The organism is Janthinobacterium sp. CG_23.4 (genome assembly GCF_029892305.1).
Classification (GTDB): domain Bacteria; phylum Pseudomonadota; class Gammaproteobacteria; order Burkholderiales; family Burkholderiaceae_D; genus Janthinobacterium; species Janthinobacterium lividum_D.
Map to the genome: position 1 here is coordinate 1,184,570 of NZ_JARXUX010000001.1, position 16,118 is coordinate 1,200,687.

The window sequence follows — 16,118 nt, forward strand, 5'->3', positions numbered from 1 at the left end:
ATGTAGGATGCAATATGCTTTGCGTTTGGCTGCTTTTTTCTGCGCGGTTAGACACTACGAATACGCAGAAAAGCGATTTTTACTATAGCAAAAGCGACAATTCTATTGTTTTATATTCTTGCAAATTTAATTTGAAAGTTACAAATAATGAATGAATAATATTCATCGTGTACTATGATTTAGTAACCAAAAGTAGATGGTTTTTGGATTGAAAATAGTCGAGTAATCCAGCAGCCAACGCAGCGCGCGCGGCACGGCGGCCGTTTCGCGCGCACGCGATGGTTTCCCCCTGCAATTTGTTGTTCGCAGTACAAATAAAAGATTGTATTAACCATAAGCGGCATGGTAGGCTGATAAGGATCGGGCAAGCGCGTGTCGCCCGGGTGCGGCGATTCGCCGCGCGTAGCGATGCAATGGATTGAAGGCAGGCGATAGGGAGTTAGCGGATGCATGCAGCACACAGGCAGAACCTTGCGGCAACACGCGATGCGCGTGGTTTTACCTTGCTCGAATTGTTGGTCGTGATCGTGATCATCGGCTTGCTGGCGGCCTATGTCGGCCCCAAATATTTTGCCCAGTTGGGCAAATCGGAAGTGACAGTGGCCAAGGCGCAGATCGAGGCGTTTGAAAAATCCCTCGATACCTATCGCCTCGACGTAGGGCGCTATCCCACCACGGAAGAGGGCCTGGCCGCGCTGCTGGCCGCGCCGCCCGCCGCCGGCACGCGCTGGAATGGCCCCTACCTGAAAAAAGCCGTGCCACTCGACCCGTGGGGCCATGCCTATCAATATCGCGCGCCCGGCAGCAAGGGCGAATATGACATCGTTTCGATGGGCAAAGATGGTCAACCTGGCGGCAGCGGCGACAATGCCGACATCAGCTCGCAGTAAGGCCTGCGCGCTTACTCTTTCTCCACGGACAAGCCATCATGCAGTTTGAAGTACGCGCGCTTTCTACGGACCAGGCAGTTGCTAGCTTGCACACCTGCGTGATCGACGGCCGCGACGAGGCCGACGCGCGCCGCCAGGCCGAAGCGCGCGGTTTGTTCGTCAGCGCCATCCGTCCCGTGCGGGCCACGCCGTTCAGCGCTGCCGGTCGCCAGCGCGCGCGTGCCTTGCCACTGCTGCTGTTCAGCCAGGAGTTGCTGGCGCTGTTGCAAGCGGGCCTGGGCATCGTCGAAGCGCTGGAAGCCTTGCTGGAAAAGGAAGCGTCACCGTCCACGCGCAGCGTGCTCACGCGCCTGCTGGAAGGCTTGCGCGAAGGCAAGCGCTTTTCCGCCGCCTTGGCCGAGCAGGCCGAACTGTTTCCCCCTTTGTATATCGGCATCGTCAAGGCGGCCGAGGGCACGAGCGACTTGCCGCGCGCGCTGTCGCGCTATATCGACTACCAGCAGCGCATCGATACGGTGCGCGGCAAGATCGTCAGCGCCGCTATCTATCCCGCCATCCTGCTCGCTGTGGGCGGCGGCGTCAGTGCCTTCCTGATCAGCTACGTGGTGCCCCGTTTTGCCGAGGTCTACCAGGGCGCGGGACGCAATTTGCCGTGGATGTCGCAAGTCATGCTCAGCTGGGGCCAGTTCGTCACCGAACATGGTGTACTGCTGTTGCTGGGGCTGGTGCTCGCCGGCAGCGCTTTGTTCATGGCCGTGCGGCGCGTGCTGCGCCATGGCGGCGTGGCGCGCCTGTTGGCGACACTGCCCGGCATCGGCGAGCGCGTGCGCATTTATGAGCTGTCACGCCTGTACCTGACCCTGGGCATGCTGGCCGAAGGCGGCATCACCATCGTGCAGGCGATCGCCACCGTGCAGGCCATGGTTTCGCCTGGCATGCAGGCATCCTTGCAGCGCGCGCGCGGCGATATCGAGGCGGGCCAGCCGCTATCGTCGGCGTTTGAACAGCATCAATTGACGACGCCCATTTCCCTGCGCATGCTGCGCGTGGGCGAGCGCACGGGAGACATGGGGCCCATGCTGACGCAGTCAGCCGCCTTCTATGACGGCGAAATCAGCCGCTGGATCGACCGTTTCACGCGTACTTTCGAACCCTTGCTGATGGCGGCCATTGGCCTGGTCGTGGGCGCCATCGTGATCCTGCTATACATGCCCATCTTTGACCTTGCCGGCGACATTTCATGATGCAAACTGATTCCGCGCCCGTCGTGGCCATCGACGCTGCGCTGCTGCAGCGCGCCCGCTCCCTGAGCCGGCAATCGAAGCGTAGCCTGGTGGAGGAATTGCAGCAGCTGAGCGGCATCGAGGTGCGCGCCGTGGTGCGCGAACTGGCGCGTCCGTTTGGCCTGGGCGTGCTGGAAACGGCCGACATGCTGGCCCATGCACCTGCGTTCGACTTGCTGCCGCTGTCGCAGGCGCTGGCGCGCCACTGCGTGCTGCTGCGCGCCGCCGACGGCCAGCTGGTGGGTGTGATCGCCGACCCATTTGACCTTGACCTGCAAACCTGGCTCAGTACGCGCGCCGGGCTGGGCGCCTTGAACGTGCGCCTGGCGCTGCAGGCTGACATCGGCGCCTACCTGTCAAAGCAGGAAGAGTCGGCGCGCGCCGTCGATAGCCTGCTGCCGGGCGCCGCCACTGACGCGCGGCGCGATGGCAAAACGGCGGCCGTGCTGTCGTTCGCCAGCGTGTCGGAAGCGGCCAGCCCCGCCGTCAAGCTGGTCAATTCGACGCTATACGACGCTTTGAAGGCCGGTGCTTCCGACATCCACCTGGAGAGCACGGCCGGCGGCCTGGCCGTCAAGTACCGCGTCGACGGCGTGCTCGATCACGCCACCGCCGTCAATGGCATCGAAGTGGCCGAGCACATCATCTCGCGCCTGAAAGTGCTGGCCGAACTCGATATCGCCGAGCGCCGCGTACCGCAGGACGGCAGCTTCCGCGTCGAGGCGGGCGGGCGCGAAATCGATTTGCGCGTCTCCATCATGCCCAGCATCCATGGCGAGGATGCCGTCATCCGCATCCTCGACAAGCGCGCCATGATCGAGGCGTACGGCGCCCTGACACTGGAGGCGCTGGGCTTTGATGCGGCGTCGCTGGAAGCGCTGCGCGCGCTGGCGCAAGAAGCCTATGGCATGCTGCTCGTCACCGGCCCCACGGGTTCGGGCAAGACGACGACCTTGTATGCGGCGCTGACGGAAATCCACAACGGGCGCGAAAAGATCATCACCATCGAAGACCCCGTCGAATACCAACTGCCCGGCATTTTGCAAATCCCCGTGAATGAAAAGAAGGGGCTGACCTTCGCCAAGGGCTTGCGCTCCATCCTGCGCCACGATCCCGACAAGATCATGGTGGGCGAGATCCGCGACCGCGAGACGGCGGAAATCGCCATACAGTCGGCCCTCACGGGCCATTTGGTGCTCACCACCGTGCATGCGAATAATGTCTTCGATGTTTTCGGCCGGTTTACCCACATGGGCATCGATCCGTATGCGTTCGTCTCGGCCCTGAACGGCATCTGGGCGCAGCGCCTGATCCGCACCAACTGTCCCCATTGCGCCACCGACTACACGCCCGACGATCTGGAACTGGCCAGCGTGGGCCTGGCGCGCGCCGACGTGGCAGGCTATCAGTTCAAGCAGGGCAAGGGGTGCGGCGACTGCCGCGGCACCGGTTACAAAGGGCGCCGCTCGATTGCCGAAATCCTCGTGCTGACCGATGAAATCCGCGAATTGATCGTCGATAAAAAGCCGATCCGCCAGATCAAGGCGGCCGCGTATGCGAACGGCACGCGCAGCCTGCGCCTGGCGGCGCTGGAACTGGTCAGACGGGGCGCCACCACTATCACGGAAATCAAGAGGGTCACCCTGCATGCGTAGAGGCATAGGAGAAGGACTGCGCCTGGGCGTGGCGGTGGGCAGCATGAGCCTGTGGCGCAGCAGCCGCTGGCGCTCGCCGGCCTGGACCTTGCTGGGTGAGGCGGCGTATGCGCCGGACGACACGCTGCATGGCGATTTTGCCGCCCTGGGACAGGCGCTGGCGCAGTTGCTGGACCGGCTGCTGCCGGCGGGGCAGTGCGCGCGCTGGCCATTGTCCGTGGTGCTTGACGACGCCTTTGCGCGCCTGTGGCGAGTGGACATGCCGCAAGGTGCCGCGCGTCTGAGCGACATCGAGGCGGCCGCCGCGCTGCGCTTTCAGTCGCTGTATGGCGATGCCCCCGGCCTGTGGCACAGCAGCAGTGCCTGGGATGCGCGTGCGCCGTTCTTCTGTGCCGTGCCGCGTGCGCTGCTGGCGCAGTTGACGCATGTGGCGGCCGCACGCAAGCTGGCCCTGATTTTTATTACACCGCAATTCGTGCGCCACTGGAACCGCTGGCACGGCGCGTTGAAGCCGGGCGCCTGGTTTGGCCAGTTGCAGGACAATATCTTGACCCTGGGCGTGCGTCACGATGGGCATTTGTGTGCCGTGCGTGCGCTGCCCGTGCCGCCTGGCGTGGGCGGTGATTGGCTGCTGCAGACGCTGGCGCGCGAAGCGCTGCTGCATGGCGTGATCGCGCCCGCGCTGCTGCAGCTATGCGGCGCGCCGCCAGCGGGCTGGCTGGCACCGGTGGGAGCGTTCCACTGTCAGGTATTGTCCACGCCAGACGGGGACGGCGCCTTGTCGCCGGCGGCCCGGCTGGCCCGCAGCGCAGGTGCCGCATGACGCGCCTCGATATCGATTTCGCGCCACCAAGCTGGCGCCGCAGCCTGTACCGCGTGCCTGCGTGGGCGTGGTTTGCAGGTGCGCTGGGCGTGGCGCTGAGCGTCACGGCGGCGTACAGCTGCAGCGCCGCGCTGCAGCGCCAGGCGGCAAGCGAGGCACGCTGGCGCCTGGCGCAGCAACGCGTGATGGCAGCGACGCAGCGGCCGGCGCCTGCATCGCAAGTGCTGATTGCGCCAGCGCAGGCGGCGGCCGTGAATGCGGCCATCCTGCAATTGAACCTGCCGTGGCGCGACCTGCAGGATGCGCTGGCGAGCGCCACGCCGCCCGCCATCGCGCTGCTGGCGCTGGAGCCGGATGCGCGCAAGCGCGTGCTAAAGATTACGGCCGAGACGACTGGCAGCGACGCCATGGTGGCTTACATCGCGCAATTGAAGCAGCAGGAACTGTTCGGCGAGCGCGTGCGACTGCTACGCCATGAAATCAACGCGCTCGATCCACATCAACCCTTGCGCTTCCAATTAGAAGCGCGCTGGGGCATGCCATGATAGCCATCGAGATCAATCTCTTGCGCCTGCGCGCGCAACTGCTGTTGCGCCGCCTGGGCGCGCCCGCCTGTCTGGCCGTGGCCTTGCTTGCGCTGGGCGCGGCCGCTTGGGTCTGGGCCTGGCAGCAGCGCGCCATGGCGGCGCAACTCGAGGCGCGGCCGTTGCCGCAGCCGTCCCTGGCCGTGGCGACTGCAGCGGCGGCGGCGCCGGCGACGGCCAGCGAAAACATGGCGCGCTTTTATGCCGCCCTGGGACAGCAGCGTCATGCGGAGCAGCAGGTCAAGCAACTGTTTGACCTGGCTGCGAAGAATGGCCTGGTGCTGGCGCAGGGAGAATATAAAAGTGGCTACGACAAGGCCAGCCGCGTCACCACCTGGCAGGTGACCTTGCCGCTCAAGGGCAGCTATACGGCCGTATGGCAGTTCGCGCTGCAGGCGTTGCGTGCCATGCCCTTCGCTTCGCTCGACGAACTGAGTTTTCGCCGCGAACAGATCGCCGACACGCAGCTCGAAGCGCGCCTGCGCCTGACCTTTTATCTGGCCGATACGCTGTCCGACAGCGTGGGAGATGCACCATGACGCCGCGCCATGGTCTCATGCTCGCCGGCGTGCTGGGCGCCGGCGCCTTGCTGCTGTTCGGCGAGCGCCAGCCCGTGGCCGAGGTGGCTGAGGCGGTGGAGCGGGCCGTCGCGCCCGCGCGCCATGCCGGCGGCAGGGCGCAGGCGGCGCAGCCGGCCATCCTGGTGCTGCTGCCGCGCAGCGAGGTGGCGGGCGAGGATGGCGACACCTTTGGCGGCGCCAATGGCGTCTTCCAGAGCCAGGACTGGAATCCGCCGCCGCCGAAAATGGCGCTGACGGCTGCGCCACCACCGCCGCCGCCGATGGCGCCGCCGCTGCCCTTCGTCTACCTGGGCAAGGCGGCCGCCGACGGCGCCTGGGAAGTGTTTTTGTCGCGCGCCGACAAGACGTATATCGTGCGCGCCAATACCGTCATCGATGGCGCTTACAAGGTCGTGACGATCGCGCCGCCCGTCATGACGCTCACCTATCTGCCGTTGAACCAGGTTCAGCAGCTTAACATTGGAGTACTCGATTGATGTCTCGTTCCTTTTCATCTGCGCCTTTGCTGGCGCTGCTGGTGCTGCTGTCGGGCTGCGCGGGGCAGCAGGCTTACCGCGACGGGCGCGAGCTGATTGCGCAAGATCACATCGCAGCTGGCCTGCAAAAGCTGCAAGAAGCGCTGCGGCAAGACCCCGGCAACGCGCAATACCGCAGCGCCTACCTGCAGGCGCGCGAACGGGCAATCTCTAGCCGCTTGCAGCAGGCCGAGCGTCAGGCGCAGGCGGGCCAGAGCGAGCTGGCGCGCGCGGGTTTTTTGGGCGTGCTGGAAATCGATGCGCAGAACGAGCGTGCCAACAGCGGCTTGCGCGCGCTCGAGCGCGAGCAGCGCCAGGGTAAATTGCTGGCCGATGCACGCACGGCGTTTGAGGCAAAACAGTACGACCCGGCGCGCCAGCGCCTGAAGTCTATCCTCACGGAGCAGCCGCAACACGCCGGCGCGCGCGCGCTGCTGCGCGAGGTCGACGAGAAGACCGCGCCGCCCGTCGTCGAATCGGGCCTGGCCAGGTCGTACAAGCAGCCGATCACTATCGAGTTTCGCGATGCACCGTTAAAACAGGTGTTCGAGCTGATCGCGCGCCGTTCCGGCCTCAATTTTGTCTTTGATAAGGATGTCAAGGCGGACGCAAAAACCTCGATCTTCCTGAAAAACAGCACGGTGGAATCGGCCGTGTACTTCCTGCTGGTGACGAACCAGCTCGAACAGCAGGTGATGGATGCGAACACGATCCTGATTTACCCGAACGTGGCGGCCAAACTGAAGGAATACCAGGAGGTGCTGGTCAAGACGTTCTTCCTGGCGAACGCGGACGCCAAGCAGGTGGCCAACACGCTCAAGACCATCCTCAAGACGCGCGACGTGGTGGCCGATGAAAAACTCAACATCGTCATCGTGCGCGACACGCCCGAGGCAATCCGCCTGGCCGAGCGCCTCATTGCGCTGCAGGACGTGCCGGAAGCGGAAGTGGTGCTGGAACTGGAAATCCTCGAAGTCAAGCGCAGCCGCCTGCTGGAACTGGGCGTGGCCTGGCCATCGAGCCTGTCGCTGACGCCGCTGAGTACCTCGGGCGGCGCCGGGCTGACCATCAACGACTTGAATAATCTGAACCAGCGCAGCATCGGCATAAGCAACTTGGCCGTGACGGCCAATGTCAATAAGACCGACGGCGACGCCAACATCCTGGCCAACCCGCGCATCCGCGTGCGCAACCGGGAAAAGGCGAAGTTTGTCATCGGCGACAGGGTGCCCGTGGTGACCACCACGATTTCGCCGGGCATGGGTGGCTTCGCTTTCGAGTCCATCAGCTACCTGGACGTGGGCCTGACGGTGAATGCCGAGCCGACCATTTATTTGAACAATGAAGTGGGGATTCGCATCTCGCTCGAAGTGAGCAACCTGGGCGCGCCGACCATCACCAAGAGCGGCTCGACCCTGTACCAGATCGGCACGCGCCAGGCCTCGACCATGCTGCAGTTGAAGGATGGCGAAAACCAGGTGCTGGCGGGCTTGATCAATAATGAAGAGCGCAGCTCGGGCAACAAGGTGCCAGGCCTGGGCGATATTCCCGTAGTGGGACGCCTGTTCGGCAGCAGCAAGGATGACAGCCAGAAGACGGAAATCGTGCTGTCGATCACGCCGCACCTGGTGCGCACGGTGCAGCGTCCGGAAGCGAATGAATCTGAATTTCCGGCCGGTACGGAGGGCAGTTTCCGTCGCCGTCCCGACATGGCGGCCAAGGCGCCCACGCAGATGCCGGGCACGTTGATCGTGCGTTCCGGCGCGTCGGCAGTGGGCATGCAGCCGGCGCCGGCGCAGCCGCTGATGGAGCCGGTCCAGCTGCCATCGAGCATACCGCAGAGCGTGCCCGCGCCGGTAGTGGCGCCATCGCCCGAGCCGGCCGCCTCGCCCCTGCCGATACCGGCAGGCCAGCCAGTGCCGTTGCAGGCGGCACCCGTACCGCTGTCATCGAGCCAGCCGGTGCCGCTGGCACCATTGGCACCACCGCCTGCCAAATGAGACTGGCGCGCACGCAGTGGCGAGACGGCGGCTTCAGCTTGATCGAGCTGCTGGTGACTCTGGCCATCCTGGGCGTGCTGGCCACCCTGGTGGTGCCCATCACGCAGGTGACGTTGCAGCGACGCCAGGAGCAGGAATTGCGGCGCGCACTGCGCGAGATCCGCCAGGGGCTCGATGCCTATAAACGCGCCGGCGACGAAGGCCGCATCGTGCGCTCGCCCGACGCCAGCGGCTACCCGAAAAGCCTGGAACTGTTGGTCGAGGGTGTGCCGGACCAGCGCAATCCCAAACGCAGCAAGCTGTTTTTCCTGCGTCGCCTGCCGCGTGACCCGTTCAATCCGGACGCGGGCCTGACGGATGCGCAGACTTGGGGCAAGCGCAGCTACGCCAGCGAAGCGGCAGCGCCGCGCGAGGGCGACGACGTCTACGATGTCTATTCCACGTCTGACAAGACGGGCTTGAATGACGTACCTTACCGCAAATGGTGAACCATGCCTGTCCATGATCGCAGCGTCCGCATGCGCGGCTTTACCCTGATCGAACTGCTGGTGGTGCTGGGCATCGTGGCTTTGCTGCTGACCCTGGCCGTGCCCCGGTATTTTCCCAGCCTCGACAAGGCCAAGGAAACTGTGCTGATCGATAACTTGCGCAATCTGCGCATGACCATCGACCAGTACCATGGCGATACGGGCCGCTATCCCGAGTCGCTGGAGCAACTGGTGGACAAAAAATACCTGCGCTCCATGCCCATCGATCCCATCACCGATAGCGACGCCAGTTGGATCATCGTGCCGCCACCCGACGATACGCCGGGGCGGGTGTACGACGTCAGAAGCGGCGCGCCCGGCAAGGACCGCAGTGGCACGCCATTTGCCGACTGGTAGCGATGATGCGCCGTCCGCAAGCCATCGCGCATCGCCTCCAGTGCGGCTTTACTTATCTGGGGCTGATCATACTGGTGGCCATCCTCGGCCTGGTGGGCGCGGCCGGATTGAAGATGGGTTCCCTGCTGCAGCGCCAGGCGGCGGAACAGGAATTGCTCGACATCGGCGCGCAATTTTCCGACGCTCTCTATAGTTACGCGGCCGCCACGCCGCCAGGACAGCCGCAACAGCCGCCGAATCTGGCCGCCTTGCTGCGCGATCCGCGTTTCCCCCAGGTGCGCCGGCATCTGCGCAAGCTGTTTGTCGACCCCATCACGGGGCGCGCCGAGTGGGGTCTGCTGTACCAGCCGGGCAGCAACCTCATCATAGGCGTGCATAGCCTGTCGAAGGCGACGCCATTGAAGGTCGGCAACTTCGCGCCGCGCTTTGCTGGCTTCGAGGGCAGGGTTCATTTTTCGCAGTGGCATTTCATGCTCGACCCACAAGCGCAAGCGGCCCAGGCTAGCGCAGCGGCGACCGCGCCTGGGGCGGAGTTGCCAGCGGACGCGCCTGACTTGCAGGCGCCGTCGTTGTTTTTTAAGCCTATTGCCTCACCGCAAGAACAGTCGCCGCGAGAGCCTGCTGAGGAGCATGAATCGCTAGATTCTGCCGAAAACGTTGCCGAGCCAGCCGTTGCACCTTAAAAATGCAGGAAAAACCGTTAGATCTGCTGCTAACTATTTTTTCAGGGAAAGTCGTCGATTTAGGAAAATATTTCACTCAAAAAATTGTTATCCAGTAAGAAACTTTGGTATGTTATTTATAATTAATTTAATGCATTTATGCTACTATTCTTAACGGTACTTCTGGTACCGTAAGCATTGGTGGCCTGCGCTTTGCAGCCATAAATCACTTTTTGGGGAATACACTATGAAATTGAAATTTATCGTTGCAGGCGTTTTAGCAGCCGCATCGTTGAGCGCTTATGCAGGCGATCAAGTCCTTGATATTACCGCTGACGGTAACACCCACACCTTCAACGCAGTTGTTGGCAATGGCATTTTGTCCGGTGGTCTGGATGAGATCATCCTGGGCGGCCTGGGTGCTGGCAAGTACAATATCGGCTTGTCGATTACCGGCCAGAAACTGACGTTCAATGCCCTCACGTCGAACCTGAATGCTCAGTTGGGTGAGTCCTTCTCGGCTGGCGGCCTGAAGTTCTTCGGCGTGGAATACAGCGGTGTTGGCCCGTTCAAACTGCAACTGTTTGGTACCGCCCAAGCTGGCGCTAACTACAGCGGCACCTATACGGTAAGCGCCGTACCAGAGCCAGCAAGCTACGGCATGCTGCTCGGTGGCTTGGGTCTGCTTGGCTTCATGGCCCGTCGCCGTTCGGCAAAAAAAGCTGCCTGATATCGCTGCTGTGCAAGATGCAAAAACCCGCTTCGGCGGGTTTTTTTTTGGTGCGTCCAGCATGGACGCACTCTTGCGGGTGCAAGTCCCGTCGTGAGCTGACCACAGTGAACGAAGTGAAGCGCAACTGCGGAAGGGTGACCGACCGTGGAGAGGAAGCGTGGAGCGAATCTGCGAGCCGATGGACAAGAACCGGATAGAAGGCGCTGCCGAGCAGGGCGAGCGGGCCAGAAACCGCGAAGCTCTTGTGGTCAAGGCGAAGTGGCGTAAATCCGGCGGTTGTGCAGGGAAGGAGTGCTTTCTTACCTGGAGAGATCTCGCCTCATGCCTGAAAGGGCGACGGCGCAAGCCGGAGCGAGAAGTCAGCAGAGGCCATAGTAGCCTGAATTTTTTTTTGTTGAGGCGAAGGGCCGAACGAGAAGGAGCGTCAAACACCATGTCGATGGGGAAGGCATTGCATCAGATGTCCGCGTCAGCGGAGCGGTGTGCGGCGGGCGATGGTGAAGCCATCGTTGAAGCACGCAGCGATGAAGCTCGTCCCACGCGGCATGGCACCGTGGACGCAGGGCCAAACCTGCTTGCGCAGGTGCTGGCGAGAGAGAACATGCAACGCGCGTGGAAACGCGTGAAGGCGAACAAAGGTGCAGCAGGCGTGGACGGTCTGGACATCGCCGCGACCGGCCGCTATCTGGTAACCGCATTGCCGACCATCCGCGATCAAGTGATGGCAGGCACGTACCGGCCCAGTCCGGTGCGTCGCGTCGGCATTCCCAAGCCCGATGGCAGCGAACGTGAACTGGGGATACCCACCGTGGTCGACCGGCTGATTCAACAGGCCGTCCTGCAAGTGTTGCAACCGCTGCTTGATCCCACCTTTAGTGAACACAGCCATGGCTTTCGTCCGGGGCGTCGCGCACGCGACGCCGTGCTCGCCGCGCAGCAATATGTGCAGCAGGGTTACCGGGTGGTGGTCGATGTCGATCTGGAGAAGTTCTTTGATCGCGTCAACCACGACGTGCTGATCGACCGGCTACAGAAGCGTATCAGGGACGCCGGCATGATCCGGCTGATCCGGGCGTTTCTGAACGCCGGCATCATGCACAACGGCGTGGTGGCCGAGCGCGAACGGGGCACGCCGCAAGGCGGGCCGCTGTCACCGCTGTTGGCCAATGTGTTGCTCGACGAGGTGGATCGGGAGCTTGAACGCCGGGGCCATCGCTTTGCCCGCTATGCTGATGACTGCAATATTTATGTACGCAGCCGGAAAGCTGGCGAGCGGGTGATGGCCCTGCTCAAGCGTTTATACGACAAGCTGCGCCTGACGATCAATGTGTCGAAAAGCGCGGTGGCCAGTGCGTTTGGCCGCAAGTTTCTGGGGTACGAGCTATGGCAAGGCCCAAGAGACGAGATCAAACGTGCGGTATCGTATAAGGCGCAGGCAACGTTCAAGCAGAGGATCCGGGAACTGACCCGGCGCACCTGTGGGCGCAGTATGACCGAGCTGATCGAACCGCTGCGGCGCTACATGCTCGGCTGGAAAGCCTACTTTGGATTGGCGCAAACACCGGGAGTCTGGCGCAGGCTGGATGAATGGATACGTCACCGATTGCGGGCGATTCAGCTCAAGCATTGGAAACGTGGCAAGACGATGTATCGTGAATTGCTGGCCTTGGGGGCATCGGAAAAGGTGGCGCTGCTGGTGGCGAAGAACAGCCATCGCTGGTGGCGTAACAGCCGGTTGGCACTGAACAATGTGCTGACGATTGCTTACTTTGATCGACTTGGCATGCCTCGCCTCTCATAACCTCAACTACTCGAACCGCCCGGTGCGGACCCGCATGCCGGGTGGTGTGGCAGGGGACCGGTCAGTTACTGGCCGCCCCTATGCCGATATCTCAGTTATCTGCGCAAGGCGAGGTGCCGGCAACGACCTTCTGCGTGGCTGCTCACACGCTGCGCTTGAAGTCGCGGAAGCGGAACCCTAGCAGCAACAGGGTGGCAAAGTAAGCTACGGCGCACAGTGCCACCAGCAAGGCCAGTGCGCCGGCCCGTAACAGCGGATGGGCTTGCATAGCGATCCAGTCGATGCGCAGGGCGCCGAAGGCCGCCACGCCACCCATCACGATGAGCGCCGGCAACAGGCGCAGGAAGAACTTGGCCCAACCCGGTTTCGGCTGGTAGATGCCACGCTTGCGCAAGCCCCAGTACAGGAAGCTGGCGTTCAGGCAGGCACCCAGGCCGATCGACAGGGCCAGGCCGGCCACGGCGATGTAGGGCACGAATAATAGATTCATCAATTGCGTGGCGATCAGCACGCCGATGGCGATTTTCACGGGCGTGCGGATGTCTTGGCGGGCATAGAACGCGGGCGCCAGGGTTTTTACGAGGATGATGCCGATCAGGCCCAGGCTGTAGGCCACCAGCGGCTGCGTCGACATGCTCACGGATTCGGCTGTAAATTTGCCGTAGTGAAAGAGGGTCGCGATCAGTGGCGTGGCCAGGGTTGCCATGCCGACGGCGGCTGGCAGTGCCAACAGGAAAGTCAGGCGCAAGCCCCAGTCCAGTAGGGCCGAGTATTGCGTCTTGTCGCCGTCCACATTCGCCTTTGACAGGCTGGGCAGCAAGATGGTGCCCAGGGCTACGCCCAGCATGGCGGTCGGGAACTCCATCAGGCGGTCGGCATACGACAGCCAGGAAATGCTGCCTTCGGCCAGGCGCGACGCGATACTGGTATTGATCATCAGGCTGATCTGCGCCGCCGAGACGGCGAACACGGCCGGCCCCATTTTCTTGAGCACGCGACGCACGCCGCCGTCTGACAGGCCGATGGCGGGATTGAGCGACAGGCGCGGCAACATGCCGATCTTGATCAGTGCAGGAATCTGCAGGGCCACTTGCAGCAAGCCGCCGGCGAACACGGCAATGGCCATGGCGTAGATTGGCTGTTTCAATTGTGGCGCGAGCAATAAGGAAGCGGCGATGAACGATAGGTTCAGCAGCACGGGTGTGAATGCGGGAATCTTGAATTCGCGCCAGGTATTGAGAATGCCGCCGGCCAGGGCCACGAAAGACATGCAAGTAATATATGGGAACATCAGCCGCGTCATCCACACGGCGGCATCGAAGGCGCCCGCATCCTTGCTCAGGCCCGTGGCGATAGCGTACACGAACCATGGCGCGGCGACGATGCCGATGAGGGAAACGAGCACGGTGGCCCAGACCAGGGTGGTGGCCACATGATCGACCAGTTGCTTGCTCGCTTCCTGGCCATGCTGGTTCTTGTATTCCGACAAGATCGGCACGAAAGCTTGCGAGAACGCCCCCTCGGCAAACAAGCGGCGCAACAGGTTGGGGATGCGGAAAGCAACAATGAAGGCGTCCGTGTAAGCGCCGGCGCCAAAGGCGCGCGCGAACAGGCTTTCGCGCAATAATCCGGTTACACGGGACAGCATGGTCATGCTGGAGATGGCGGCGAGTGTTTTAAGCAAGTTCATGGGGGCAGATTATAGCCGGGTGCGGGGCCGGTAAACGCTTAAAATATGCTCACCGGTGCTGCCGATTCGCCCTTGTCCCGCCCATTTGCAGGTGTTTTTGGCACCATATACGGTTTTTTGATTTGCCCCCGCTTGAAAATATCGCTATAATCGAAGGCTGTACAGAATTCTGTTACGCAGACACTAATGTTTGACAGGCACTGGTTTGGCACACATGGTTCGGCAGACGCACAGAACGCACCGGTTGGCAAACACTAATGTTTGCAAACGCACTTTGACCCTGTTTTAGGAAATTCCATGGCAAATACCGCACAAGCGCGCAAACGCGCTCGTCAAGCAGTTAAGCAAAACGCACACAATTCGTCCCAACGTTCGACCTTGCGCACGGCTATCAAAGCTGCTCGCAAAGCGATCCAGGGCGGCGACAAGGCAGCAGCTGCTGCAATCTTCCAAGCATCCGTGTCGACCATCGACCGTATCGCTGACAAGAAGATCATCCACAAAAACAAGGCAGCTCGCCATAAGAGCCGTCTGGCAGCTGCTTTGAAAGCACTGTCCGCTTAATATTCGCCAGCAGGCAAGCCACCCAGGTGGTCTTGCCTGTGCCGGTACGCTGGCACTGGTTGAAAAGCAAAAACCCGCAGATTCGTTCTGGCGGGTTTTTTCGCGTGCGCGCATGATTTTTGCCGCCTCGTTTGCCACCTCTTTTGCCATCCTGATGGCCATCCTCGGCCGCGTTTTCTGGCAACACCCTGTTGCCGGCCGCCACGGCTTAGTGCAACGGGGGCAAGTTGCCGATGCTCATGCCTGGCTTGATGTTCTTTTGCCTGAACCAGCCCAGGTTCATTTCCAGCGCATAGCGCACGGGGACTGCCTTGCTGGAGCAATGGCTGTCGAGCGTGAGCGCTTGCATGTCTTCGATGTTGACGATCTTGCCACTGGCATCGATAAAAGCCACAGATAGGGGCAGCGGCGTGTTTTTCATCCACATGCATTGCGTCGACGAGTGGTCAAAGACGAATAGCATGCCCGCATTCGGCGGCATCTTTTCGCGGTACATCAAGCCTTGTTCGCGTTGCTGTTCCGTGGCGGCTACTTGCGCCTGTATCAAATGCATGCCGGCCGAGAGTTGCACGCTCTTTTGCGGTGTCTGTGCTTGTGCAGTGCTGGCACACGCCATCAGGACGATGCACAGGCTGAGGCGGCGAAGGGACGTTTTCATGGGGCGTGACGGTGACTGCGAAGCGCCGATTAAGCGATGCTGGTGAGCGTCAGGTCAAGCATGCTGTCTGGTCGCGCTGAAAGCGTGGGGTCACAGCAACATGCTCGCTGCCGTAAGCCCCGGTGATGCCCTTTTTTCACGCGCTTGCCGGCGTCCGAGAGCGGCTATTTTGCCTTGCGCGCCTGGGCAATCAGACTTTGCTGGTGCTGCTCACGCTTTTCCAATGTTTTGGGCCGGCACCTCGTACCATTCGCCGGGGAGCAAGGGGTGGCTGGCCAGCGAGAACGGGCCGATGGCGCTGCGCACCAGGCGCAGGGTGGGCAGGCCGACGGCAGCCGTCATGCGCCGTACTTGCCGGTTTTTTCCTTCTTTCAAGGTGATCGCCAGCCATGAGGTGGGCTGGTCGGCGCGCGCGCGGATGGGTGGATTGCGTGGCCACAACCAGTCCGGCTCGGCGATGCGCACAGCCCGGCATGGCTTGGTGATGAAGTCGCCCAGGTCCAGTGGCGCCTGCAGGCGTGCCAGGCTGGTCGCGTCGGGTACGCCATCGACTTGCACCAGATAGGTTTTCGCTTCCTTGCGGGCGGGGTGGCTGATGTCGTGCTGCAGGCGGCCGTCGTCCGTCAGCAGTAGCAAGCCCTCGCTGTCGGCGTCGAGTCGGCCGGCCGGGTAGATGCCGGGAATGCTCAAATGGTCGGCCAGGGTGACGCGGCCGTCTTGCGCTGAAAACTGGCACAAGACCTGGAATGGTTTATTGAAGAGGATGAGTGGCATGCTGATAAATGAATGGATGCA

The 16,118-nt window shown here is 62.1% G+C and carries 17 protein-coding genes; 14 read left to right on the forward strand and 3 right to left on the reverse strand.

The genetic code is table 11. The features are described from left to right. Positions 1–446: 446 nt before the first annotated feature. From gspG to ltrA, 13 genes are all read left to right on the forward strand, one after another. Complete coding sequence (gene gspG / locus H4V96_RS05215; protein ID WP_196856956.1) at positions 447–890, forward strand: type II secretion system major pseudopilin GspG; 444 nt, start codon at positions 447–449, stop codon at positions 888–890. A gap of 38 nt (positions 891–928) precedes the next feature. Further along, a complete protein-coding gene (locus H4V96_RS05220; RefSeq protein WP_196856955.1) occupies positions 929–2,134 on the forward strand; it encodes a type II secretion system F family protein in 1,206 nt (401 codons plus the stop codon). Next, positions 2,134–3,828, forward strand: a complete 1,695-nt coding sequence (locus H4V96_RS05225) for a GspE/PulE family protein (protein WP_196856960.1) — start codon at positions 2,134–2,136, stop codon at positions 3,826–3,828. Before H4V96_RS05220 ends, H4V96_RS05225 begins: the two co-directional genes overlap by 1 nt. Further along, on the forward strand, positions 3,821–4,651 hold the full coding sequence (locus H4V96_RS05230) for a hypothetical protein (RefSeq protein WP_196856954.1): 831 nt from the start codon (positions 3,821–3,823) through the stop codon (positions 4,649–4,651). Before H4V96_RS05225 ends, H4V96_RS05230 begins: the two co-directional genes overlap by 8 nt. Further along, complete coding sequence (locus tag H4V96_RS05235; protein WP_196856953.1) at positions 4,648–5,196, forward strand: hypothetical protein; 549 nt, start codon at positions 4,648–4,650, stop codon at positions 5,194–5,196. The genes H4V96_RS05230 and H4V96_RS05235 overlap by 4 nt, the downstream gene beginning before the upstream one ends. After that, the gene (locus tag H4V96_RS05240; protein ID WP_196856952.1) at positions 5,193–5,774 is read left to right on the forward strand and encodes a hypothetical protein; all 582 of its coding nucleotides are present in this window, start codon (positions 5,193–5,195) and stop codon (positions 5,772–5,774) included. Before H4V96_RS05235 ends, H4V96_RS05240 begins: the two co-directional genes overlap by 4 nt. Continuing rightward, positions 5,771–6,292: a hypothetical protein gene (locus H4V96_RS05245; protein WP_196856951.1), complete on the forward strand. Its 522-nt coding sequence runs from the start codon at positions 5,771–5,773 to the stop codon at positions 6,290–6,292. The genes H4V96_RS05240 and H4V96_RS05245 overlap by 4 nt, the downstream gene beginning before the upstream one ends. Beyond that, entirely contained in the window at positions 6,292–8,331 is a 2,040-nt protein-coding gene (locus H4V96_RS05250) for a secretin N-terminal domain-containing protein (protein ID WP_196856950.1), read from the forward strand. Before H4V96_RS05245 ends, H4V96_RS05250 begins: the two co-directional genes overlap by 1 nt. Beyond that, positions 8,328–8,819, forward strand: coding sequence for a type II secretion system protein (locus tag H4V96_RS05255; protein WP_010395924.1), 492 nt, complete (start codon positions 8,328–8,330; stop codon positions 8,817–8,819). Before H4V96_RS05250 ends, H4V96_RS05255 begins: the two co-directional genes overlap by 4 nt. Before the next feature lie 3 nt (positions 8,820–8,822). Further along, positions 8,823–9,215, forward strand: a complete 393-nt coding sequence (locus H4V96_RS05260; protein ID WP_196856949.1) for a prepilin-type N-terminal cleavage/methylation domain-containing protein — start codon at positions 8,823–8,825, stop codon at positions 9,213–9,215. A gap of 2 nt (positions 9,216–9,217) precedes the next feature. Continuing rightward, the gene (locus H4V96_RS05265; protein ID WP_196856948.1) at positions 9,218–9,898 is read left to right on the forward strand and encodes a type II secretion system protein; all 681 of its coding nucleotides are present in this window, start codon (positions 9,218–9,220) and stop codon (positions 9,896–9,898) included. 226 nt (positions 9,899–10,124) lie between these two features. Further along, complete coding sequence (locus tag H4V96_RS05270; protein WP_010395930.1) at positions 10,125–10,607, forward strand: FxDxF family PEP-CTERM protein; 483 nt, start codon at positions 10,125–10,127, stop codon at positions 10,605–10,607. Positions 10,608–11,043: 436 nt separating this feature from the next. Next, the gene (ltrA, locus tag H4V96_RS05275) at positions 11,044–12,411 is read left to right on the forward strand and encodes a group II intron reverse transcriptase/maturase (RefSeq protein WP_196856947.1); all 1,368 of its coding nucleotides are present in this window, start codon (positions 11,044–11,046) and stop codon (positions 12,409–12,411) included. Positions 12,412–12,553: 142 nt separating this feature from the next. On the opposite strand, the gene murJ is transcribed toward ltrA, so the two are convergent. Then, positions 12,554–14,101 carry a murein biosynthesis integral membrane protein MurJ gene (gene murJ / locus H4V96_RS05280; protein WP_196856946.1) on the reverse strand — a complete coding sequence of 516 codons (1,548 nt, stop codon included), beginning with the start codon at positions 14,099–14,101 and terminating at the stop codon, positions 12,554–12,556. A 297-nt stretch (positions 14,102–14,398) separates the two neighbouring features. Between murJ and rpsT the strand changes: the two genes are divergently transcribed. Then, positions 14,399–14,665 (forward strand): 30S ribosomal protein S20, encoded by a 267-nt coding sequence (gene rpsT / locus H4V96_RS05285; RefSeq protein WP_010395935.1) that lies wholly within the window; start codon positions 14,399–14,401, stop codon positions 14,663–14,665. 208 nt (positions 14,666–14,873) lie between these two features. On the opposite strand, the gene H4V96_RS05290 is transcribed toward rpsT, so the two are convergent. After that, a complete protein-coding gene (locus tag H4V96_RS05290; RefSeq protein ID WP_010395936.1) occupies positions 14,874–15,323 on the reverse strand; it encodes a DUF192 domain-containing protein in 450 nt (149 codons plus the stop codon). A gap of 210 nt (positions 15,324–15,533) precedes the next feature. Beyond that, entirely contained in the window at positions 15,534–16,097 is a 564-nt protein-coding gene (locus H4V96_RS05295; protein ID WP_196856945.1) for a pseudouridine synthase, read from the reverse strand. Positions 16,098–16,118: the final 21 nt, after the last annotated feature.

Bases quoted from the DNA above. Each gene is read 5' to 3' on its own strand.
- gspG (WP_196856956.1), top strand. From the start codon at position 447: ATGCATGCAGCACACAGGCAGAACCTTGCGGCAACACGCGATGCGCGT.
- H4V96_RS05220 (WP_196856955.1), top strand. From the start codon at position 929: ATGCAGTTTGAAGTACGCGCGCTTTCTACGGACCAGGCAGTTGCTAGC.
- H4V96_RS05225 (WP_196856960.1), top strand. From the start codon at position 2,134: ATGCAAACTGATTCCGCGCCCGTCGTGGCCATCGACGCTGCGCTGCTG.
- H4V96_RS05230 (WP_196856954.1), top strand. From the start codon at position 3,821: ATGCGTAGAGGCATAGGAGAAGGACTGCGCCTGGGCGTGGCGGTGGGC.
- H4V96_RS05235 (WP_196856953.1), top strand. From the start codon at position 4,648: ATGACGCGCCTCGATATCGATTTCGCGCCACCAAGCTGGCGCCGCAGC.
- H4V96_RS05240 (WP_196856952.1), top strand. From the start codon at position 5,193: ATGATAGCCATCGAGATCAATCTCTTGCGCCTGCGCGCGCAACTGCTG.
- H4V96_RS05245 (WP_196856951.1), top strand. From the start codon at position 5,771: ATGACGCCGCGCCATGGTCTCATGCTCGCCGGCGTGCTGGGCGCCGGC.
- H4V96_RS05250 (WP_196856950.1), top strand. From the start codon at position 6,292: ATGTCTCGTTCCTTTTCATCTGCGCCTTTGCTGGCGCTGCTGGTGCTG.
- H4V96_RS05255 (WP_010395924.1), top strand. From the start codon at position 8,328: ATGAGACTGGCGCGCACGCAGTGGCGAGACGGCGGCTTCAGCTTGATC.
- H4V96_RS05260 (WP_196856949.1), top strand. From the start codon at position 8,823: ATGCCTGTCCATGATCGCAGCGTCCGCATGCGCGGCTTTACCCTGATC.
- H4V96_RS05265 (WP_196856948.1), top strand. From the start codon at position 9,218: ATGATGCGCCGTCCGCAAGCCATCGCGCATCGCCTCCAGTGCGGCTTT.
- H4V96_RS05270 (WP_010395930.1), top strand. From the start codon at position 10,125: ATGAAATTGAAATTTATCGTTGCAGGCGTTTTAGCAGCCGCATCGTTG.
- ltrA (WP_196856947.1), top strand. From the start codon at position 11,044: ATGTCGATGGGGAAGGCATTGCATCAGATGTCCGCGTCAGCGGAGCGG.
- murJ (WP_196856946.1), bottom strand. From the start codon at position 14,101: ATGAACTTGCTTAAAACACTCGCCGCCATCTCCAGCATGACCATGCTG.
- rpsT (WP_010395935.1), top strand. From the start codon at position 14,399: ATGGCAAATACCGCACAAGCGCGCAAACGCGCTCGTCAAGCAGTTAAG.
- H4V96_RS05290 (WP_010395936.1), bottom strand. From the start codon at position 15,323: ATGAAAACGTCCCTTCGCCGCCTCAGCCTGTGCATCGTCCTGATGGCG.
- H4V96_RS05295 (WP_196856945.1), bottom strand. From the start codon at position 16,097: ATGCCACTCATCCTCTTCAATAAACCATTCCAGGTCTTGTGCCAGTTT.